The following is a 20,726-nucleotide window of genomic DNA, read 5'->3' as shown; positions in this document are numbered from 1 at the left end:
TGTTTATGCGGAGCGGTAAGCGTCGACGAAAACCTGCTTCCACGTGCGCTTTTTGTTGGGATCAAATGGATAAGCTGCCTCGATGGCGCGGACAGCTTCTTCCGCTGCTTCCCTTAAGTTGCGGAGTTGTTGTTCGGTGAGATGGTCCCATTGCGTGTTCGCATTTTTGGAAGACATTTAGTGTTCCTCACTTTCGTGGCGTTCCTGTTCACAGTCTACAAGGTTGCCTGGGCCTGCGGGTGCCTTGTCATCCAGCGATGAGGAATCCGGCTGTTTTGCAGGGAGCACGTGCGTGATCTGCTGGGTAAACCAACGGAGTGGATAGTATAGAGTCTTGTCAGAATACCGATTTGTTGGCGGTTGCATGCTGCTGGAAATTAGTTGAAGTCCTAGTGCTTGGTGGTCTGGATTGCCAGTCTGTAAGGTGAGCTCAACGGCCCACTTCATTTTGGCCAGGAACTCCTCGCGATGGTCGGCGCGCATCTTTTGGCCAACGGCATCTAGAGCCACGGAAGCAGTAAGTAAGGTGGCAAAGGCACCCACTAGCGGTCCTTGATAGGTCGCTAAATCTGCGACGATTGTTCCCATACTCGAGTGGGTAAGCAGGGCCGTTAGAGCTAGGGTGACTGCTGTCAGGGAGCCTAGCGCGATAATGATGACCACAAGACGTACAACCCCCAGCATTGAGCTAATGGCTGTGGGGAAAACGGAGTCGGCTAATCGCTGCGCTGCAGTTGTTTGTTGTTGGGCTGTCATGGTGAAATCTCCTTATTCTTGAAGGTGAAAAGGAGATTAGCAGGAACCCTGGACATTAAGCGCGCTTCCGCATAACGGCTGGTAGAAGCCTAAGAGTTGCTCCTGCGGGGCGGCCAGGGTGGACTCTTCGTAAGCCCAGCTTCCTTCGCGGGCATTGATTGGTTCTGTTTGTCCATGGCGGATTGCTTTAGAGGAAATCTTGCCGGGACCCCTTGAGTCCGTTCCCGGGCTAACCCCTTGCGCTGCGGGGCGAAATGTGGTGGGCTAGTGCCTATGGAACTTCTGCGCATACAGAAGCTCTCGGGGGATACCGCCCACTCGGTGACATTGGCTCGCGGCTATGGCGTAGACCGCGCAGCCTACGAGAAGCTTCAACGACACGAACAATATCGCCTTCGCTGCCTTGCACAAGCCCTAAGTTTGCGCAGGGCGGTGCTAGTGGGGGAATCGGCAGGCAGTGTTCACAACCTGTGGGTCCTGCCATCCAGGGAGCAGCCTGCGCCGGTGATGTTAGCGGCGTTCTCGGGCAGCCTTCCTCCGAAGGCGAATTGGCCACCGCAAACCGAGTACCGACGAATGCGGCTTGAAGGAGCAGTGACTACAGTGTGCGGCGTTAGAGCGACCACCGTGGACCGGACAATATTTGACATCGCCAGATTCAGCGGGTGGATCCGCGGATTTGTGGCGGCCGAAGGTCATCTGCACGGGGGTGAGAGCTTGCAAGGGGTACAAGACATTCTAGATTGCATGCGTAATGTCAAAGGCCGCGGTGAGGTTCGGCGAGTTCTGAAGCTGGCGACCGGCTTGTCTGAGTCTCCATATGAAGCCCTTGCATACGCATTACTGCATTACGAGGGGATTTCGGCCCGGCAGCAAGTCAATGTGTTGGAGGGAATACGGGTGGACTTGTTAGTTGGAAAGAGTGTGGTGGTTGAAATCGACGGCGAGGTCAAATACAGCAACAGCTGGGACGGTCGCAGCGCTGACGAAATGATACGCGATGAACGCCGGCGGGAAGTCCGTCTTCAAAACGCAGGGTACCGCGTGCTCCGCTTCTCTCCGGGGGAACTTTTTCAACGACCAGTGGAGTTTGTGCAGACTGTACGGCGGTGGATGTAAGACAGTAACTCATTGCCTTTTGTGGGTGGTGGGCGATTGCTCAGTCCCGAGGGTCTTGGCAATGCGTCTTGCTCCAGTGGTGTCTACTTGTATAAGTTGCGGGAAAGTTTCGTATCCAGGTGGCGAAAGGACAGTAGGGTTTTCCCAGGTCGCGGATTTTGAATTTGTCTACTTGTATAAGTCGCGGGCTAGTTTCGTATCCAGGTAGCTGAAGTGACGGATGGGGTTGCGGTCTGTGTTGTCCGGGCGGGTTGGATGGCCTGCGTGGTCAGCGTAGTCTGCGTGGCCAGGCGGTGGATGCGGTGCTGCGCGGACCGTTGTGCGAGCGACCAGCGGCAACCGCGCCGGTACACGACAGATTGACTGTCGGGCCCGCGAAAGGCCAGCTAGGACTGGGGGCCAGACCCGGGACAAACATGCAGCCCCAGACCCTCGGCAAGTGCACCACGAAAGGCCAGCTAGAACATGGTCACCGGCCTAGAACATGGTAACCGGCCTAGAACATGGTAACCGGCCTAGAACATGGTAACCGGGCGGACTTGGTTGGCCAGGTCGACTAGGGCGTAGCGGTGACGGCTGAAAGGGGCCTGGCGGGCGAGGGCGCGCAGGGTCTCGGCCAGGCCGCGCTGCAGGCCCCGCTGGGAGAATGGGTACTCAAATAGGTCATTGGGAGAAGCCGCGTGGTCCAGGTCGGAGTTGCGCAGGAAGTTTAGTCCTGCAGAGATGACGGCAACCTTAATCTGCAAAAAGCGTGGCTCGTTGGTGGGGATTTCCTCGAGCCGACGGGCGGCTCGGCGCACCCGGGACTCTGAGAGCCCGTGGGCGATTAGCTGCACAATAGTAGTCAGCCGCGCCATACGATGGTGGCGTGAAGCATTGGGCACGCGGTCCAAGGTGGATACGGCCAGCTCAATTTGGTGTTCGGTGCGCAGTTGGCGCGCCAGCCCGAAGGCGGAGGATACCGTGGTGGGATTGGTGGCCCACACTACGGCGTAGAGCCGCATGGAGTTAAATCGCAGCAGGGCCGGATCAGTGGTCACATGGTCCCAGATGCCGGGTTGGTCTTCGAAGGCGGTATCGGGAAGCTCTGCAAGGGAGGTGTTGATACCGGAAACGGCGCGGGAGACTTCGGGGGTGAGCAGGGAGGCATCGTTAAAGCCTTGCTGCTGGAGGATGAGTTCATTCACAGCCGCAATCGCCAGCTTGGGTGCGGCCTCACCGGGCAAAATGGTTAGCACCTGCGCAAAGTATTCCTGCGCGGGGATGTAGCGGTCCAGCAGCAGCTCGGTCAGGCCGGAGTACCAATAGTAGCGCCAATTATCGCCCTGGGTCTCCTTGATGGAGTCCAGCCAGGAACGCGCCTGGCCGATAAAGCCCAGGTCAATCATGGAGCGCACCACGCCGAAGGGGATTTCTACGGATTGGGCGTACTCGGGGGTTTGCATGGCTTGGCGCAGGGTTTCCAGGGCCTCTTGGGGCTCGGTGTAGGAATAGCCTTGCAGCAGGGGCGCGCCGATGTCGCTTCGGTCCAGCAGCGGTGAGGGCAGCGCCGCGGCCACCTCGGGGGCGGTGATGCGCACCGTGCGTTCGATGCCGTCGATGAGCTGGTCCGTGCGAAACACCAGGTGCTTGGTGCCAAAGGTGGTGCGCTGTGGGGAGAAGGCGGAGTGCTGGGCGGGGTGCTGGATTTCATCACGCAGGGCGATGACCTCGCGCAACACCCCGTAGAGCTGAATGCGCATTTCCTGGACGGTGCTAAAGCGTTGCTCCGGGTCGGGGTGGGTGGCGCGCAGCAGGAAGCGGTAGAAGGACAAGTATTTGCGCAGCATGGGCTCGGCGGTGGGCGAGGGAATACCAGGCAGATAGATGTTGTCCTCGTCGCGTGGCAGTTGTAGCGTCAGCGCCGCGAGCGTGCGGCCGATGGTATATATATCGCTGGCAATTGACGGCCCCTGGGTGGCGACCTCCGGGGCTTGGAATCCCTTGGTGCCGTAGATATAGCCGTAGGCTTCAATGCCGGACACGGCGCCCAGGTCAATGAGTTTGACCTGGTCTTCGGTGACAATAATGTTGTCCGGCTTCAAGTCGTTGTACACCACCCCGCGCGAGTGCAGGTAGTCCAGCGCGGGCAGGACCTCCAGCAGGTAGGCAATGGCAATGTCGATGGGCAGCAGGTGCCCCGGCTGCAGGTTGCGCCGCGCGCGCAGGGAGGGCCCGCCCACGTACTCCATCACGATGAAGCCGCCCGGCACCCTGGCATCGTCGACAAAGTTGAAGATCTTGACGATGCCCGGGTGGGTAATGTCTGCCAAAAACTCCCGCTCTGCTGCGGCTGCGGCGGCTTCCTCGGCGGATTTGTGGGATTGCAGGCCCTTGAGCACCACAACGCGGCCTGACACCACATGGTCCTTGGCCAGGTAGATCCACCCCATGCCGCCTCGGGCGATGACGCCTAGAATCTCGTATTGGCTAGCCACCATGTCCCCGGGCTGGAGCTGAGGTGCGGGCACGGGGTTTGCGCGGCTGCCGGTTTGTGTTTCGGGGTCAATGAGCGCGTCGAGGGGATCATTGGGGACCACGAAGGGGAGGGAGACCATGCCATCGGCAACCTCGCGGTCGGTGCGCGCGGCGGAGCGGCGCTGGCGGAAGGTGTTCAGTGCCTGTTCACGCGAAGACTGCGTGGGGTTGTTGTCCCGCAAATTGGACAGGGACTCGATGAGCGCGGCGATGTTGTCCTCGTCCGGGTCCTCATCCGCGAAGGGGTCGAAGGTGACAGCGCTGGTGCCAGTGTCGGCGTCGAGGTCATCGGCAAACGGATCGAAGGCGACTGCACTGGTGCTCGTGTTGTCGGTATCGAGGTCGTCAGTATCGAGGTCGTCCGCGAAGGGGTCGAAGGCTACCCCGCTGGTCGCGGCCCCGCCGTCGGCGAGGTCGTCGTCGAGGTCGTCGGCGAAGGGGTCGAAGAAGGCGGCTTCCGTCGCGGCCTCCTGCTCGGACGCGCTGGTCGCGCCGCCTGCGCCGCCCGCGCTGGTCGCGCCGCCTGCGTTGGACGCGCCGCCTGTGCTGGGCGAACCGGAAGCGGCGGGTGAGGTGGACGCGGCGGGGGCATCGGCGGACTGGGTGCGCGGATTGGGGCGGGGGTTGCTCATGGCTAGTTATCCTCCTCGCGGTAATTGGGCGCGGGTAGCGGGGTAGGTTGCAGGTAAGGGCCAAACCAGGTGGTGAAGCTGCGCTGCCAGGTGCCGTCGCGGCGCACGCGCTCGAGGGTGGAATTGACCTGGCGGATGAGCCCGCGCGAATCATAATGGTGGTCCGGTTTGCGCACGGCCACGCCATAATACTCGGTGGACAGGGGCACGCCGACGAGTTCCAGGGAGGAGTCTTGGGCGGCCATGCCGGAGAGGAGGGCGTCGTCGGTAACCACGGCATCAACCTGGCCCATCTGCAGGGCCATCAGGCAATCGCCCCAGTTGCGGGTGGCCAGGGCGGTGGCGCCGGGGGCACGTTGCCCAACGATGCCCAGTGACGTCGACCCCGCAGCCGCGCACGCCGTGCGTTCAGCCAGGTCTTCCACGCCGGTAATCCCGGAGTTCTTCAGCACCAGCAGCCGCGTGGAGGTGGCCAGGTAGGGCAGGGAGAACTCGAGTTCTTCTTGGCGCTGCGGGGTAATGCTCATGGAGCGGATGATGACGTCCACGAGGCCGCTTTGGAGGGCATCGGCACGCTCGGCGGAGGTGACAAACCGGAAGTCCACCTTGTCCGGGTCATCGAAGATGTCGCGGGCAATCTCGCGGGCCAGGTCCACCTCGAAGCCTTGCAATTGCCCAGATTGGGTGTCCCGGTAGGACAAAAGGTTATTGGATTGGTCTACGCCCACGATTATCCGCCCGCGCCGGTGGATGGACTCCACGCGCTGCTGCGGCGCTGCGTCATCTGGGCGCAGGGAACCCCGCAAGTCCGCGTACTCGGTGGGGGACCAACTATCCGCGAACTCCGCGGCGGGCAGGAGCTCGGAACCGGCGGGCAGGGGCCGGCCCACGGGGGCATCGTTGGAGGAGATGAAGCCGTCGGCAGGCTCGGGCGCAGAAGCGCACCCAGCAGCGCAAACAGCCGCGATGCACAGCGCGCCCGCTGCCGCCTGGGCGCGCCACCAGTGCCACATACTCATCACAGATACTCCTGAAGCCGGGGGCGAATGCCCAAGCACACGCAAATGATAGCCAGTACCGTTAGTGCGCCCACGCCGCCGCCCAGGGCGCGGTTGGCCCGCACGCCGTCTTGGATGAAGGAGCGCATGACATCGCGGGTATCTGCAATCAACTCCGTTAGCGAATGGTCTACCTTATTAAAAGACTCCGCGGCGGACACCGCTCCCAGCGGCTTGCCGGATTGCGACATGCCGGTGGTATGCGCCACGGCCCGGTCGTAGCGCCCGGCGCTCAAATCCGCCACCAGCGCGTGGTGGGCGGTAGACCAATTATCGGCCGCTGCCCGCGCCGTATACACCGCAAAGCGCTGCGAACGCTCCAAGTACTCGGCGTCCTCATAGGCATCTAACGCCTGGTGCAGTTGGCTGAGCATCTGCTCAAACCCCACCCCACCGGTAGACTCTAAGGACGCCTGGCGGGAGACCAACATTAACGTCTCCGTGGTGCGCGCCTGCTGCGCGGCAATCTGCGCATTGGTCAGTTGCTCCCACGGCGCGGCGGTGGACTCAAAGCGCTGCGACCCGGCCGTCCACGTCAAAACATTAGCCGTGACTACCCAGGCCAGCGCAATCACCAGCAGTGCCGTGGCCGCTAGGAAGCCGCGGTTAAAGCGCCGTCTTGATAGCCGCCACAGCCACCACTGCGCCGCCAACAACAACGCCAATGCCGCCAAGAACCCGGAAATGGGCACCCACTGCGGTGAGGTTAACTCGTTTTGCTGCTGTTCGACCTTGATGCCGGTCAGGCGAAACAGCTCGGCGGCCGCCGGAAGAATCTCCTCGCGCATCAGCGCAGAGGCATTGGACATGTAATTCACGGCCACCGCGTTGTCCTCCCGGTGGTTCGCGCGCGCCGTTTCCACCATCCCCGCATACACCGGCAACTGGCGCTGAATATAGACCACCAGCTCGCGGATCTCCCTATCCTGCGAGTCCGTGCCCAGCACCGACTCCGTCGCCGCCACCGTAGCGCGGTCCAGCGCGGCATGGTAGCGCGCCCGCGAGTCCGCCGATTCCAACCCCACCTGCACAAACCCCGTAGTAGCTACCGTGTCTGCCAAAGACAACGAGGTGTAGAGCTTGTGCGCCGCGGAGTTCATCGGCTCCGTCGAATTGAGCAGCACATCCAGGCGCTCGTGGCGTACGGAAGAAAAATTCGCCATCGACAGCCCCGCCGCCCCAATAGCCACCGTGAGCACCAATGTTAGCGCCGTCAGCTTGCCCGGCGTGGTTGCCACAAACCCGTAGGCCTGCCGCACCAGACGCGCCGGCCCCGCAAACCACGCCATAGCGCGGTGCGTCGCGCGGTCAAACAGCGGCTGCGAGGGCGAGGTGACCTCATCCAGCCAATGGTCCGTGACCACGCCATCAGTCGGTGCGGGCTTAGTCATTGCTTCAGAATACACACTTAGCCTGCCGATGCCCCCTCCCCGCTAGGATGGCAGGCATGGCTACAGGTAGGCAGGGCATCGGCAAGCAAGGCAGCGGCGACGGCTGGGCACAGGGGCCCAGCGGGCAGCCGGTGTGGGGGCGCTTTGGGGCGGCCGGGCTGTTTCTTATCGCCGACGGCGCGGTGCTGCTACAACACCGGGCACCCTGGACCAACATGGGCGGGACCTGGGGCATTCCCGGTGGCGCGCGCGATGCCGGGGAATCCGCCCAGGCCGCGGCGCTGCGCGAAACTGTGGAAGAATGCGGCATTGACAGCCGCGAGGTCACCGTCGTCGCGCAGGAAGTCACCGCCGGACCCGGGCCCAGCGGCTGGACATACACCACCGTGATAGCCACCGCACCGCGCCAGCTAGAAACCCAAGCCAACGCCGAGTCCGTAGAATTGCGCTGGGTTCCGCTAACCCAGCTGTGGGCCGGAACCACCGGACTGGACCTGCTGGAGCCTTTTGCCCAAGCACTGCCCCGGCTGCGCGAGATTTGCCGGTAGGGTAGTGCGCATGATTGACGTACAAGGATTGACCAAGGAATACGGGTCAGTCCGCGCAGTAGATGACCTGACCTTTACGGTCACCCCCGGGCAAGTCACCGGGTTCCTCGGCCCCAACGGCGCCGGCAAGTCCACCACCATGCGGATGATTCTGGGCCTGGACCGGCCCATCGCCGGGCAGGCGCTCATTGACGGCAAACCCTACGCCGAATGGAAACAACCCCTGCGCAAAGTCGGCGCCCTGCTGGATGCCAAAGCGGTCCACTCCGGGCGCAGCGCCGCGAATCACTTGAAGTGGCTAGCGCACTCCAACGGGATTCCGCTGCGGCGGGTTGATGAGGTACTGGGCATAGTGGGGCTTAGCGATGTCGCCGGCAAGCCCGCCGGGGGCTTCTCCCTGGGCATGGGACAGCGTCTGGGCCTAGCCGCCGCGCTGCTGGGAGACCCGGAAGTGCTGCTCCTGGACGAGCCAGTAAATGGTCTAGACCCAGAAGGCATCCACTGGGTGCGCACCCTGGTGCGTTCCCTGGCCGCTGAGGGACGCACCGTGCTGATTTCCTCGCACCTGCTCTCAGAGATGGCGCAGACCGCGGACCAGCTGCTGGTCATCGGCCGCGGGCGCCTGATTGCTAACCAGCCGGTGGGCGAGTTTGTCCAAAACCACGCCGCCTCAGCCGTCCTGGTGCGTGCCGAACATCTGTCCGAGCTTGCCGATGCCCTGCGCGCCGAAGGCCTTTCCGCCACCCAAGACACCGACGCCGAAGGGCGTGCCCGCCTGGTGGTGCCGGATACCACCACCGACTACGTGGGCAAATTGGCCTACTCTGTGGGCGTGCCGCTGGCCGAACTCACCGCGCGCCGGGCCTCCCTGGAGGAAGCGTTTATGCACATGACTAAAGATGATGTCCAGTACCACGCCGGCACGAAAGGGGACGGCAATGTTGCTTAACGTTCTGCGCGCGGAATGGTCCAAGCTGACCTCAACTAAGTCCTTCTGGTGGACCACCGCGCTGTTCTTCGTCTTCACCCTGGTGTGGGCATGGCTGGTGACCACGGCGACGTCACTGTTCGAGGGAGCTCCCGCCATCGCTGACGCCGCCGCCTTGGTCTCCGGCCTCCAGTGGCTCAACCTGTCGGTGTTGATGATCCAGGCCATCATGGTGGTCACCACCGAATACCGCTACAACCTGCAAGTCCCGGTGTACCTGGCCACGCCAAAACGCGAGGTCGTCGCCGCCGCCAAGCTGTTGCTCTACGCTGTCGTCGCCGCAGTCATCATGCTGGTGGGCCTAGCAGCGGCCCTGCTTTTGGCCGGCCTGCTTGCCGATGAAATCCACGGCGGCTACACCACCCTGTTTTCCGATCCCGCCGCACAGCGAGCCCTGTGGGCATTCCCCCTGGGAACCGCACTGCTAGTGCTCTTTTCCCAAGGCCTGGCGCTGCTGTTGCGCCAATCCGCCGGCTCGATTGCCGTGGGCCTTATTCTCTTCTGGGGCATTGACACCATGGTTCAGCTGATCCCCAAGATCGGCTCCGACGCCGTCCACTTCTCCCCCTTCTACGCCCTGCGCGGCTGGCTGGGCGACATCCCCGCCGCCGATGGCCCCCTCGAAGGCAACGTCTGGGGCTACCTCTTCGTCTTCATGGGCTGGGGGCTAGCCCTATGGATCCTAGGAGTAGTCAGCCTGGTAAAACGGGACGCATGATTTCTGCCCCCTTGTTGTTTGTCTTGGCGCTGTTGTCCGCAACAGCGCCTTTTGCAACTGACATGTACCTCCCGGTCATGCCGCAGATTGCCGACGAGTTCGGCGCCACCCAACCGCAGGTCCAACTCACCCTGACCGGCTTCTTTGTGGGCATGGCCATGGGGCAGCTGCTTATCGGGCCGGTCTCAGACATCGTGGGCCGGCGCCGCTTGCTGTTGGCGGGGGCGGTGGTGGCGCTTGGGGCATCGGCAGTGGCGGCGATGGCACCGGGCATCGGCACGCTAGTGGCGGCGCGCATATTCCAAGGCCTGGGCGGCGGGGCTTGCGCGGTGCTGGCGCGCTCCGTGGTGCCGGACCTGCTCAGCGGTGAGGCCGCCGCCCGCGCGTTTTCCCTGCTCATGGCCATTGGCGCTCTGGCCCCGGCCGTCGCGCCGATTCTAGGCGGCCTGCTTGCGCAGCCAATTGGCTGGCGCGGCATCTACTGGGTCCTCGTGGGCCTGCACGCCCTCCAACTGGTGCTGGCGTATTGGCTGCTGCCTGAAACCGGCGGCGGCGTTGCGCGCACCGGCAGCCTGGTGCGCACCGTCGCCGGCAACTACGCGCGCGTCCTGCGCACCCCCGTGCTGTGGGGGTTTATTCTCACCGTTGCTTTCGCGTTCGCGGCGCTGTTTAGCTACATTTCCGCCTCTTCCTTTGTGGTGCAGTCCGTTTACGGGTTTAGCCCGCGGGTCTACTCGCTGCTCTTCGCGCTAAACGCCCTGGGGATTTTCGCCACCACCGTGGTCAATGGGCGTCTTGTCGGCCGTGTTGGCCCGGCCACCATGCTGCGCGCCGGGACGGTGCTTATGGTCTGTGGCGGGGCGGGTGCCGCTGTGGCCACCGCTCTGCACGCCGGCCCGGCCGTGGTGCTTCCACTGGTGATGCTCGCTACCGCCCCCGTAGGCGTCATCATGGGCAACTCCACCGCCTTGGCCACCGGCTACATGCGCCCCTACGCCGGCTCCATTTCTGCCGTCATGGGTTGCGTGCAGTCCCTGCTGGGCGGCGCGGTCTCCCCGCTGATGGGCTTCGGCTCCTACCCGCCGGCCACTATGGGTCTGGGCATCTTCTGCAGCGGTGCGTTGGCCGCTGTCGCTGCTTTCTGGTCCGTTCGCGCCCTTGCCCGCGCAACACCCTAGCTTGCCGATGCCCCTTTCCCTCACCCGCCTCAGCCCCTTACCGGGCTAGGCTGGGTTCCCTCCCTGCGCGCCGCAATAGTCTGCCGCTGCTCCCTCTCGCGTGCGTCCCAATCCGCCCGTGCGCCGCACAACGCAGTTCGCGGCCCTTTCCCGCGTGCGCGCGCCACAGTCTGCCCGTTCTCCACGCAACCCATTTTGCGGCCCCGCCCCGCGTGCGCGCGCCGCTGTTTTATTGCCGGCCCAGGCTGAGTCAGCACCCCGTTTGTCCGTGCGGGGCTAGATTATGTCACGTTTGTGGCATTCTCCCTGTGGAATTCTTCGACAATTGTCTAATAGAGTGCACATTTTCGCCGAGTTATCCACAGATTTCGGGTTTTCCCAAAATTCCCCTTGCGCGGGGTTGCACAATCGCCTTAGCGTCAACACCATGAACGAGATCAACATCGCCGCCCTGTTAGGCAGCGTCATCGACGCACTGCCTCAGCTTGCGCGTGCCACCACCACAGACCTGGAGGGCTTAGGTGTTGCACCAGATACCGCAGAGTTCCTGGTGCGCCTCTACCAGCTGTACTGCGGGCCTGGCCAGCCTAGCCGCAGGCAAAGGAGCGCTATTAAAGGGGCACAGCGCCACGGACATGGGCTTATCGCCATGCAAGAAATAGAACGCGAAGTCACCAAGACCAAAACCACCCAGCAGTGGAGGATGCGCCAACACCTGTGCGCCACACCTGCAGGCCAGTTCACTACTGTGGCGCGTAAACTACGCCGGGAATGGAACCCGAAGGATGACACCCCGGTAGAAAAAGTCTCTATACGTCGCTACGCCAATGGCACAGCCACCATGTCGATTACTGCTCGCGATGTGGACATTACTGATGTCTACGATGCTATCGATCAGGATGCCCCGGCAGAAAGCTTCTTTAACCTGGTGCGTGGTGAAGGTGGTGCCGGGCGGTTGAACTACATCCCCATGATTACCCTCCAGCTAGATACCTTCGCCAAACTGCTCGCCGTTAACGAATGCAACCACACCAGTGCCACCGGCACCGGTGCAGACCTCACGGGCAACACCCACACCAGTGCCAGCGCAAGCAGTGCCAACGCAGGCAATGCCAACACCAGCGGTGCTAACGCAGGCGGCGCGGGGGAAGCTGGCGACATTATTGTTCGGGCGAATAATGGGGCGCGGATGACTGGGAAAGAACTAGCTGAGCGCATTTTGTTCAAGCACGGGTTTGTCGCAATCCTTAGCCGGGTGCATGGTCCGGTGGATGTTTACCGTATGGAACGCTTTGCCACCGACAAGCAGCGCCTCCTGCTTGCTGCGGAGAGCCCTGAGTGTGCGTGGTTGGATTGTCACGTGCCGTTTGATAAGTGCCAAGTCCACCACATCACGTCGTGGGCTGATGGTGGGGAAACCAACATCAGGAATCTCACGGTGTTATGCCCGCATCATAATGGTGCCAATGAAGACCACCCGCCAGGAGGAGTGCCCGTCCGGCGGGGTCGGATGGTAAGGGTTGGTGGGCAGGTGGCGTGGCAGTCACCTGGTGGTGGTGTCCCGGTGCCGACTAGCCCCACCAACTAACCCCCGTGCCCGCAGCGCCGGCAGCACGCCAAGCGCGACGCGACAGGCTGCGCAACGAGTAGCGCAGCAAGCAGCGCAACGCGCCAGGAAGCGTCCCGCCACCTGCGACGCAGCGCAGCACCCCAGCCCCACGGCAGCCGAAAACAGGCAGCCGGAGGGGCTAGAAGCGCGGGCAAGGGAGTGGTAGGGGTGCGGGGAGGGGCATCGGCAAGCTATTGCAAAGCGGAGGTCAGGCGCATGACATTGTCGATGTAGCGGCGGAAGAAACCGCGCCGGTTCCATTCCTCCAAGGTGAGCTCGTAGCACACGGCGCGGTAGTTATCGGCAAGCGTGTTGAACTTGTCTATCAAGTTGCCCTGGGCGACCAGCATGGTGGATTCGTAATTGAGACCAAAGGAGCGCATGTCCATGTTGGAAGAGCCGAACATGCACAGGGCGAGGTCGTCGGCGGGGTCGGCGAGCAAGAACTTCGAGTGCAACACAAAAGGCTTGGGGAACTGGTAAATGCGCACCCCGGCCTCCAGAAGGGCCTGATAATAGGAGGACTGCGCGTGGTGGACCATGAATTGGTCGGCTTCCTCGGAGACAAACAGTTCGACCTCGACGCCGCGGTAGCAGGCGGTGGTCACGGCCTCCAGCATGGACTCGTCGGGCACAAAATACGGCGACGCCAGAATCAGCCGCTGCTTGGCGTGGTGGATAACGGAGTTGAACATGCGCAGGTTCGGCTCAGTGTCGAAGCCGGGCCCGGAGGGGATAAGCTGCAGGTAGTTGGTTTCAGGACTTTTGTTCTTTTCCAGCTCGGGTAGCTCGAATTCGAGGACCTCGCCGGATTCGGTGTACCAGTCGATACCAAACATGGTCTCCAGGGACGTCACAATCGGTCCGTGGAGTTCGACCATGTAATCCACCCAGGCGCGGTCTTTGGTCTTGTACTGGCGCTTAATCAGGTTCAGGGAGCCGATGAAGCCCACCTGGCCGTCGATGACAATTATCTTGCGGTGGTTACGCAAGTCCGGCCGGCGGAAACGCAGCCGGTGGAGGTGGATGGGCAGCATCAGCCGCCAGTCGAGGCCAGCCGCGGTCAGCCGTTTGCCCAGCCTAAAATAGCCCGGGTATTTCAGGCTGCCCACTTGGTCTAGTAGCAATTTGACCGTCACGCCCCGGGCGGCGGCGCGCTCCAACGCCCGGTAGAAGACGTCTGTGACTTCGTCCCAGGATTGGATGTAGACCTCGACGTAGACGTAACTGCGGGCGCGGTCGATGGCCGCCGCCATTTCCTCTATGGCCAAGTTGTAGTCCGCGTGCATGATGGCGCGCTCGCCGTCCATGGCGGGAAAGCCCGTCAGGCGACGGTTGAGCTTCAAAATGGACTCGATTTCCGCCGGTAGCCTGTCCGAAGGGTGGTCCGGCAGTTCCGCCTGCACGTCTTGAATCGCGGCCTGGGCTTGTTTGTGGATTTTGTGGCGCCGACGGTTGATGTAGGGCGAGCCCATGAGCAAAAACAGCGGCAAGCCGACGAAGGGCAGCAGCAAAATAGCCAGCAGCCACGCTGTGGAGCTGGACGGGCGCCGGCCTTCGGGCACCATGCCGACGGCTATGGCTTTAATGGCGTAATCAATGGTTACCGCCACACCTTGCCAGGCGGGAAAATCAATATGGATATCCATCAGTGTCAGCGCACCGAGTCAAAGTCGGTGACGTCTAGTTCGGCGACTAGCGGGCAGTGGTCGGAGGTGCCTTCGGCGGCGCGTTCGGCGACATCGACAAACGCCTGTCCTGTCGGCAGGGACGCGCTTGCCAGCAGGAAGTCAATCTTCATTCCTTGGCCGCGTTCAAAGCGCGCGCCTTTGTAGTCGAAGTACGTGTACGGTTCCGTGTGCTCTAGCGGGCGCAGCCCGGCTTCAAGCAGCATGTCGAAGGCCGCACGTTCCGGTTCGCTGACGTGCGTCTTGCCGCGAAACGCCCCGATGTCCCACACATCGCCATCCGTGGGCGCGACGTTAAAGTCCCCGGCCATGAGCAGTTTGCCGCGCGAGTGAGATTCCGCATACCGCGCCGCTGCGTAAAGAAACGCCAGTTTGTACTGGTAGTGTGGGTCTGTCAGTTCGCGCCCATTGGGCACGTAGAGAGACCAGATGTCGACTCCGCGCAGCCGTACGCCCAGTGCGCGGGCCTCTAGTGTCTGCTCCTTTGTGGGGTCTTTGTGGAACCCGGGCTGGCCGGGCAGGCCCACGCGGATGTCTTCGGGTTCGTCGCGCGAGATGATGGCCACGCCGTTCCATTGGTTGAGCCCGTGGTGTGCGACGTGGTAGCCGGCGTCGTGGAACGCGGCTGCGGGGAATTTGCCGTCGGTTACTTTGGTTTCTTGGAGGCACATCACGTCCAGGTTGTGCTTGGCCATGAGGTCGATGGCGCGTTGGGTGCGCGCCCGCACGGAGTTGATGTTCCACGTCGCGATTCGCATGAAGACCAGGTTACCGTGGCGCTACTTCGGTGGCGTAGCGGTGACGGTGTTGTTCGATGAATCCCAGCTTGTGGTAGAGGCCAATGCCGGCGATGTTGCTGCTGAGTACTTGCAGGTAGGCGCGTTGTGCGCCGTTGTTGCGTCCCCAGTCCAGCATGTGCAGGCCGAGGGCGGTTCCCAGTCCGCGGCGTCGGTGGGTGGCGGCGACTTCGACGGCGGAGTATCCGAGCCAGCAGGTGCCGTCGCCGGATTCGGTCAGGGTGCCGCGGGTGATGGCGACGGTGCGCCCGGTGGCGTCGAGCAGCCGCCCGAACCCCATGGTCCCGTCTATGCGTTGCCGCAGGTACCGCAGCGCTTCGGCTGGCAGGGCTTGCCCGCGGAAATGGTATAGCTCCAGCCAGTCTGGGTCCGGCTGGTCTGTAATCTCAAAGCGCCAGGGCGTGCTGTCCTTTACCGTGCTTGCCGATGCCGCCCCTTCCGGTACGTCCCCGTCCCGTTCCGCCTCTGCCGGTGCGGGCGGTTCCTGGGTCAGTGATCGCACCATGACGGTTATTTCTGGGCCTAGTTGCCATCCGGGTTGGGTTACGAGTTTTTCGGCTGGTTTGCCGATGCGCTCCGGGATCTCCAATTGCACCGGCAGCCCGTGGCGGGCGTAGAAGGCGCGAATCTCGTCTAGCGGCACGGGGCTAAATCCGGCCGATGGTCCCAGGGGGGTGGCGGAGTTGGAGCGTTCCGTCACGCCGTCGCCGGCGCGCATGAGCCACTGGCCGTCGCTGGTCCACGCGTGTTCCTTGCCGGGGAAGGCTGCTGCGGTGGCGGTTTCGACGGCGCGGATATCGGAGTTGCGCACCATGCGTGGGGAGAGCTTTTTGATGATCTGAATCTGCTCCGCAGGGATTTTTACCGCCTCCAGGTTGGAGGGGTAGCCGCCGATTTCCTGCGGGCGCACCACGAGCGGGTCAGTCGACAGCACATGCCCGATGACATCCGAGTGCACCACCGACCCGCCCGCGCCAGCCCCCGCGCCCAAACCCGCGCCAGCCCCGGCGCTGGGATCTGCACCAGCTTCCGCGCTCGCGGTTGAACCTGCGCCAGCCCCGGCGCTGGGATCTGCGCCAGCTTCCGCCGTCGTGGGAGCGGGTACGGTGAAGCGGCGGCGCACCACCACGCGGTCGCCGACGGCGGGGGCATCGGAACGGAAAATGTAGCTCATCTTAGTCGTCGTGGCCGAAGGGGTCGGGGCCCTCGCCGGGCAGCCAGGTTAGTCCCGGCTCGGTCCACCCGTTGGCCTTGATGGTCTTCTTGGCGGCGCGCTTGTAGCGCCCGGTGAGAACGTCGGTGTAGACGAAGCCATCCAGGTGGCCGGTCTCATGCTGGAGCATGCGCGCGAAGAAGCCGTAGCCTTCGATGGAAACCTCTTCGCCGTGTTCGTCTACGCCGGTGACTCGCGCCCAGTCCGCGCGGCCGGTGGGGAAGCCTTCACCGGGGACGGATAGGCAGCCTTCGTCGTCGGAGCCGTCGTCGGCGGGCATGGTCTTGGGGATCTCGGAGGTCTCGAGCACGGGGTTTATCACGCAGCCGCGCCGCATGCCGCCGCCGGGCAGCTCGCTGCCGTCGGGGCCGTCGGTGTCCGGGCAGTTGTAGACAAATAGCCGTTTGCTTACGCCTATTTGGTTGGCTGCCAGGCCTACGCCGTGGGCGCGGTCCATGGTTTCATACATGTCCGCGATGAGTTCTTGGAGCTCCGGGGAGCTGATGGGCTCCGTGACGGGTGCGGTGGGATTGTGAAGGACGGGGTCGCCGTGAATGACGATTTCGCGAATAGTCATGGCTCATAGTCTAAGCCGTGCCCGGGGCGCCTACTGTGGTGGCATGTCTGAGTTGTCTGAGCTTGATGTCGCCATCCTCGATTTTGAGGCCCACGCCCCCCGCGCGGTGGGGGCGAAGGAGGCGGCTATTCGCGAGCAACTGGATATGTCGCCGGTGCGGTATCACCAGCGTTTGAACCAGTTGGTCGATGATCCGGCGGCGCTGGCTGCCGCTCCGGTGTTGGTGGGCCGGTTGCGGCGTTTGCGCAACCGCCGGGCGGATCTTCGGCGCGCCGCACCGCCCCTTGAGGAGGCTGATAGCTAAAGTTACGCGTGTGAATCCCGAAAACTCTTCTGCCGCTGCCCAGTCTGCCGATGTCCAACCTGCCGATGTCCAGTCCACTGAGGCCCAGTCTGCCGATACCCGCCCCACTCTGCCCCTGCGCGGCCTGGCCATGGTGCTCATCGCCGTTGCGGTAGCCCTGGCCCTGTGGGGTCTCTACGCTTTGACCCGCGATACTGATTCCCCCGCAGGTTCCAACCCCGCCGCCACCGGCCCCGAACACGGCGGGAATGGCGCAGGCGGTGCGGGCGCGCCGGGTGCCATGAAAGGCGCGGGCACGCCGGGTGGTGCGAACGGTGCTGGCGGTGCGGGCGCGCCGGAAGGTGCGAATGGTGCGGGCGCGCCGGGCGGTGCGAACGGCCCCGGAGAAAACGGCGCGCCAGCCGACGCCGGGGCGCAAGGACGCGCGGAAGGGGCGCAGCGGGGCCGGGAGGGGGCATCGGCAGACAAGCTGGTGGTCAACGTGCTGAACAATTCCACGGTGGCGGGCCTGGCGGCGCAGGAAGCACAAAAGATTGAGGCGGACGGCTACGCAGTGGGCGAGGTGGGCAACTTCAACCAGGAAATTCTGCCCCAGACCACCGTGTTCTTCCCCGCGGGCGATGCCGATGCCCAGGCCCGCGCCCGCGAACTCGCGGACCGGCTGGGTGGCATTGCGCGGGAGAACATCGACGGGCTGCCGCAACAGGGGCGGGCGCTCACGGTGGTATTGGTCAACCAGTAGACTATCAGGCGTGAACGTTGCCGCCACCCCTGAAATCTTTGCGCGCTCGCCCCGGCCGACCCTGGGCGTCGAGTGGGAAATCTGCCTGGTAGACCCCCGCACGCGCCAGCTGGTCTCCCGTGGGCCGGAAGTTATTGAGCTAGTCCACCAGCGCGCCCCGGAGGTGCACCTGGAAAAGGAGTTCCTGCTCAATACCGTGGAACTGGTGACGGGGGTGTGCGATACGGTGCCGGAGGCCATCGGCCAGCTAGCGCACGGCCTGGACGCAGTGCGGGCGGCCGCCGGGGAACTGGGGCTAGCGCTGTGGGCCTCCGGGGGACACCCCACGGCAACCTACCAAGACAACCCGGTGGGGGATAAGGAATCCCACCAGGAGATTATCAACCGCACCCAATACTGGGGCAAGCAGATGCTGCTGTGGGGCACGCACGTCCACGTGGGCATTTCGCACGAGGACCGGGTGTGGCCGATTATCAATGCGCTGTTGACCAAGTACCCGCATTTGCTGGCGGTATCGGCAAGCTCACCGGGGTGGCAGGGGATTGACACCGGCTACGCGTCGAACCGGACCATGCTCTACCAGCAGCTGCCCACCGCGGGGCTGCCGTACCAATTCCAAACCTGGCAGCAGTGGCAAGACTACATGCGTGACCAGGCGATATCCGGGGTGATTAACCACACTGGGTCCATGCACTTTGATATTCGCCCGGCATCAAAGTGGGGCACGGTGGAGGTGCGGGTTTCCGATGCCTCCTCTAACCTGCGCGAGCTATCCGCCGTGGTGGCACTGACGCACTGCCTGGTGGTGCACTACGACAGGATGATCGATGCCGGCCAGGAGCTGCCCAGCCTGCAACCGTGGCACGTGGCGGAGAACAAGTGGCGCGCGGCGCGCTACGGGCTAGACGCTTTGGTGATCACCTCCCGCGACACCGAGGAGCGCTGGGTCAAAGACGAGCTAGCGGACCTGGTGGAGCAGCTGCGCCCGCTGGCTGCAGAGCTGGGGTGCGCGCAGGAGCTGGATATTATCCCGGAAATTATCGCCGCCGGGGCCGGCTATGAGCGCCAGCGGGCCCGTTATGCGGAGACCGGCCAGTGGGAATCCGCAGTGGACCTGGCCTGTGCGGAGTTAGAGCGAAACAACTTTGGAGACTTGCCGGCAAAGCCGCTCAGGGCATAAAGCGCCATGTAGAGAATACAGGCGCCAATGAAATACTCCTGGCCCAGCGGCCAGATGCTCTGGTAGTCCTCCGAGGAGCGGTAGGCGACTTCTGGCCACACCGTCTGGGAGACAAACGGCACCATGGAGGCCATGGCGACCAGCAGCGAAAGCGCGCCGGTGAGCTGGCCCGCGCCGGGGAAGGACCGGGGGCTTTCCACCAGCCAGCGGCCCAGCAGTTGGTTGGCCCCAATGAAGATGCACAGCGCCAGCGGCACCAGCCACACGTAGTGGTGGAACCAGCTAAACGGGGAAATCAGGCAGGCGCCCAGGCCGCTAAACGACATGGCCAGCGCCGTGTTGCCCCGCCACATGGCCACCAACACCGCGGCGCAATTGAGGATGCCCACCACCACAACCGCCATGATCCACTGCGGGCCGCCTTCGACGCCGTACTCGCGCTCTAGGAAGGAGCGCAGGGCCATCGCGCCGGGGTTGAGGTGCTCGCCCACGCGGGAAGAGTTGAAGATGGCATCGGTCCAAAACACCATCGCGTCGGGGATCAGTCGCAAGCCCAACCAGACGGTAAAACCGAAGGTGACCACGCTGCCCAGCGCAGCCCACCAGCGCCGCTGGAACAACAACACCAAGCCCAGGTAGGCCGGGGTGAGCTTCAAACCGGCAGCCAGGCCAATGCCCACGCCCGGCAACCGCCAGCGCTTAGGCAGCAAATCCAGGCTGACCAGCAGCATGAGCCAGACGTTGATCTGGCCAAAGAAGTAGCTGCCGTGAATCGGCTCGATGGCCAGCGACGCCAAAGAAAAGACCAGTGCGGTGTACACCGTCAGCGGCCGCAGCGCGATGTCGCGATTGCGCAGCACCAGCAGCAGGATTACCCATAGCGCCAGGGCGGTACCGATCTGCCACACGGAGATGATCCAGTTGTCGCTTAAACCGGCCAGCCAGCTAAAGACTACCCCGGCAAAGGGCGGGTAGGTGAAGGGGAGGTCGCCGATGTAGGGGGCATCGTAAAGGTCGCCGCCTGCGGCCACCTCTTGGCCGGCCAGCAGGTAGATTTTGAGGTCGATAGGGATGCGCCAGTGCAGGGCGTGCGGGAAATCCGATTGCGGAATCAGCCACAAGATCCACGCGACGAAGGCGGTGAGCAACGCCGCCACCGTGGGCACACCATAAAGTCTCTTCACAGCGCTTCATCTTAGCGTGCGCCCGCCACCCCACCGCCGCACGCTGTCCGCGCGCCTGCCGCGCCTGCTGCCCCACTGTCTAGCGCCGCCGTGTCTGTCGATGCCGCGCGTGCTGGCGGCCACCCCACCGCCGCACGCCTGCAGCGCCGACCGCGCGCCTGCTAGCCCACTGCCTACCGCCGCCGCGCCCGCGGCCTGTCGTTGCGCGACATGTCCGGCGCGTACAAGCCCTCGCGGCGCGCGATACGCGAGATACGCTGCGCGGTCACCGGCGCCGTCATCAGAGCGAACAGCCCCAACAACACCACGATGCCCAAATCAGAACGGTGGTTCACATCAAAATCGGGGTGGAACACCACCCGTATACACGCGCCAATCAGGCACAGCACCAGTCCGATGGTCTGCGGTTTGGAAATGGCATGCACCCGCGACATAGTGTCGCGGAAACGGGCCACGCCTACGGCGGCTGCGAAAATGAGCAGGGCGCCGGTGAGGATGAAGATTAGGGAGGCGGCATCGGCAAGCAT

At 63.4% G+C, this 20,726-nt stretch carries 20 protein-coding genes; 9 read left to right on the top strand and 11 right to left on the bottom strand.

Annotation, left to right across the window (positions count from 1 at the left end; translation table 11 throughout):
* Positions 1-3 precede the first annotated feature (3 nt).
* Positions 4-177 carry a hypothetical protein gene (locus G7Y31_RS10575; protein WP_165007290.1) on the bottom strand — a complete coding sequence of 58 codons (174 nt, stop codon included), beginning with the start codon at positions 175-177 and terminating at the stop codon, positions 4-6.
* Positions 178-756, bottom strand: a complete 579-nt coding sequence (locus G7Y31_RS10570; protein WP_165007287.1) for a hypothetical protein — start codon at positions 754-756, stop codon at positions 178-180.
* A gap of 747 nt (positions 757-1,503) precedes the next feature.
* Between G7Y31_RS10570 and G7Y31_RS10565 the strand changes: the two genes are divergently transcribed.
* Positions 1,504-1,875, top strand: a complete 372-nt coding sequence (locus tag G7Y31_RS10565) for a DUF559 domain-containing protein (protein ID WP_165007283.1) — start codon at positions 1,504-1,506, stop codon at positions 1,873-1,875.
* Positions 1,876-2,390: 515 nt separating this feature from the next.
* Here the strand turns inward: G7Y31_RS10565 and G7Y31_RS10560 are convergent.
* From G7Y31_RS10560 to G7Y31_RS10550, 3 genes are read right to left on the bottom strand one after another with little or no spacing between them, the layout of a single operon-like run.
* On the bottom strand, positions 2,391-5,024 hold the full coding sequence (locus G7Y31_RS10560) for a serine/threonine protein kinase (RefSeq protein ID WP_165007280.1): 2,634 nt from the start codon (positions 5,022-5,024) through the stop codon (positions 2,391-2,393).
* A gap of 2 nt (positions 5,025-5,026) precedes the next feature.
* Positions 5,027-6,043, bottom strand: coding sequence for a glutamate ABC transporter substrate-binding protein (locus tag G7Y31_RS10555; protein WP_165007277.1), 1,017 nt, complete (start codon positions 6,041-6,043; stop codon positions 5,027-5,029).
* Positions 6,043-7,473 carry a hypothetical protein gene (locus G7Y31_RS10550; protein WP_165007275.1) on the bottom strand — a complete coding sequence of 477 codons (1,431 nt, stop codon included), beginning with the start codon at positions 7,471-7,473 and terminating at the stop codon, positions 6,043-6,045. The genes G7Y31_RS10555 and G7Y31_RS10550 overlap by 1 nt, the downstream gene beginning before the upstream one ends.
* A gap of 56 nt (positions 7,474-7,529) precedes the next feature.
* Between G7Y31_RS10550 and G7Y31_RS10545 the strand changes: the two genes are divergently transcribed.
* The 5 genes from G7Y31_RS10545 to G7Y31_RS10525 all read left to right on the top strand — a co-directional run bounded on the left by G7Y31_RS10545 (position 7,530) and on the right by G7Y31_RS10525 (position 12,493).
* Positions 7,530-8,021 (top strand): NUDIX domain-containing protein, encoded by a 492-nt coding sequence (locus G7Y31_RS10545; protein ID WP_165007272.1) that lies wholly within the window; start codon positions 7,530-7,532, stop codon positions 8,019-8,021.
* A gap of 10 nt (positions 8,022-8,031) precedes the next feature.
* Positions 8,032-8,970: an ABC transporter ATP-binding protein gene (locus tag G7Y31_RS10540; protein WP_165007270.1), complete on the top strand. Its 939-nt coding sequence runs from the start codon at positions 8,032-8,034 to the stop codon at positions 8,968-8,970.
* Entirely contained in the window at positions 8,960-9,727 is a 768-nt protein-coding gene (locus G7Y31_RS10535) for an ABC transporter permease (RefSeq protein WP_244977382.1), read from the top strand. The genes G7Y31_RS10540 and G7Y31_RS10535 overlap by 11 nt, the downstream gene beginning before the upstream one ends.
* Positions 9,724-10,905: a multidrug effflux MFS transporter gene (locus tag G7Y31_RS10530; RefSeq protein WP_165007267.1), complete on the top strand. Its 1,182-nt coding sequence runs from the start codon at positions 9,724-9,726 to the stop codon at positions 10,903-10,905. The genes G7Y31_RS10535 and G7Y31_RS10530 overlap by 4 nt, the downstream gene beginning before the upstream one ends.
* Before the next feature lie 427 nt (positions 10,906-11,332).
* Positions 11,333-12,493: an HNH endonuclease signature motif containing protein gene (locus G7Y31_RS10525; protein ID WP_244977381.1), complete on the top strand. Its 1,161-nt coding sequence runs from the start codon at positions 11,333-11,335 to the stop codon at positions 12,491-12,493.
* Between the two features lie 212 nt (positions 12,494-12,705).
* Here G7Y31_RS10525 and cls read toward each other — a convergent pair whose 3' ends face one another.
* Genes cls through G7Y31_RS10505 form a run of 4 tightly spaced genes read right to left on the bottom strand, consistent with a single transcriptional unit; the run spans position 12,706 to position 16,789 of the window.
* The gene (gene cls, locus G7Y31_RS10520) at positions 12,706-14,163 is read right to left on the bottom strand and encodes a cardiolipin synthase (protein WP_165007263.1); all 1,458 of its coding nucleotides are present in this window, start codon (positions 14,161-14,163) and stop codon (positions 12,706-12,708) included.
* 5 nt (positions 14,164-14,168) lie between these two features.
* The gene (locus G7Y31_RS10515; RefSeq protein ID WP_165007260.1) at positions 14,169-14,960 is read right to left on the bottom strand and encodes an exodeoxyribonuclease III; all 792 of its coding nucleotides are present in this window, start codon (positions 14,958-14,960) and stop codon (positions 14,169-14,171) included.
* A gap of 10 nt (positions 14,961-14,970) precedes the next feature.
* Positions 14,971-16,173, bottom strand: a complete 1,203-nt coding sequence (locus tag G7Y31_RS10510) for an N-acetylglutamate synthase, CG3035 family (protein ID WP_165007257.1) — start codon at positions 16,171-16,173, stop codon at positions 14,971-14,973.
* Between the two features lies 1 nt (position 16,174).
* Positions 16,175-16,789 (bottom strand): peptide deformylase, encoded by a 615-nt coding sequence (locus G7Y31_RS10505; protein ID WP_165007254.1) that lies wholly within the window; start codon positions 16,787-16,789, stop codon positions 16,175-16,177.
* 43 nt (positions 16,790-16,832) lie between these two features.
* Here G7Y31_RS10505 and G7Y31_RS10500 point away from each other — a divergent pair, with 43 nt between their 5' ends.
* From G7Y31_RS10500 to G7Y31_RS10490, 3 genes are read left to right on the top strand one after another with little or no spacing between them, the layout of a single operon-like run.
* A complete protein-coding gene (locus G7Y31_RS10500) occupies positions 16,833-17,093 on the top strand; it encodes a DUF3263 domain-containing protein (protein ID WP_165007251.1) in 261 nt (86 codons plus the stop codon).
* Positions 17,094-17,103: 10 nt separating this feature from the next.
* On the top strand, positions 17,104-17,835 hold the full coding sequence (locus G7Y31_RS10495) for a LytR C-terminal domain-containing protein (RefSeq protein ID WP_165007248.1): 732 nt from the start codon (positions 17,104-17,106) through the stop codon (positions 17,833-17,835).
* A 10-nt stretch (positions 17,836-17,845) separates the two neighbouring features.
* On the top strand, positions 17,846-19,015 hold the full coding sequence (locus tag G7Y31_RS10490; RefSeq protein ID WP_244977380.1) for a glutamate--cysteine ligase: 1,170 nt from the start codon (positions 17,846-17,848) through the stop codon (positions 19,013-19,015).
* Here G7Y31_RS10490 and G7Y31_RS10485 read toward each other — a convergent pair.
* On the bottom strand, positions 18,913-20,199 hold the full coding sequence (locus G7Y31_RS10485) for a glycosyltransferase 87 family protein (protein ID WP_165007242.1): 1,287 nt from the start codon (positions 20,197-20,199) through the stop codon (positions 18,913-18,915). The two genes, G7Y31_RS10490 and G7Y31_RS10485, sit on opposite strands and share 103 nt — an antisense overlap.
* Before the next feature lie 173 nt (positions 20,200-20,372).
* Positions 20,373-20,726 (bottom strand): monovalent cation/H(+) antiporter subunit G, encoded by a 354-nt coding sequence (locus G7Y31_RS10480; protein WP_165007240.1) that lies wholly within the window; start codon positions 20,724-20,726, stop codon positions 20,373-20,375.

Origin of the sequence: Corynebacterium lizhenjunii (assembly GCF_011038655.2) — a bacterium.
Classification (GTDB): Bacteria; Actinomycetota; Actinomycetes; order Mycobacteriales; family Mycobacteriaceae; genus Corynebacterium; species Corynebacterium lizhenjunii.
Note: the sequence above shows the minus strand (reverse complement) of the source record. Positions and strands in the feature narration are given on the sequence as shown.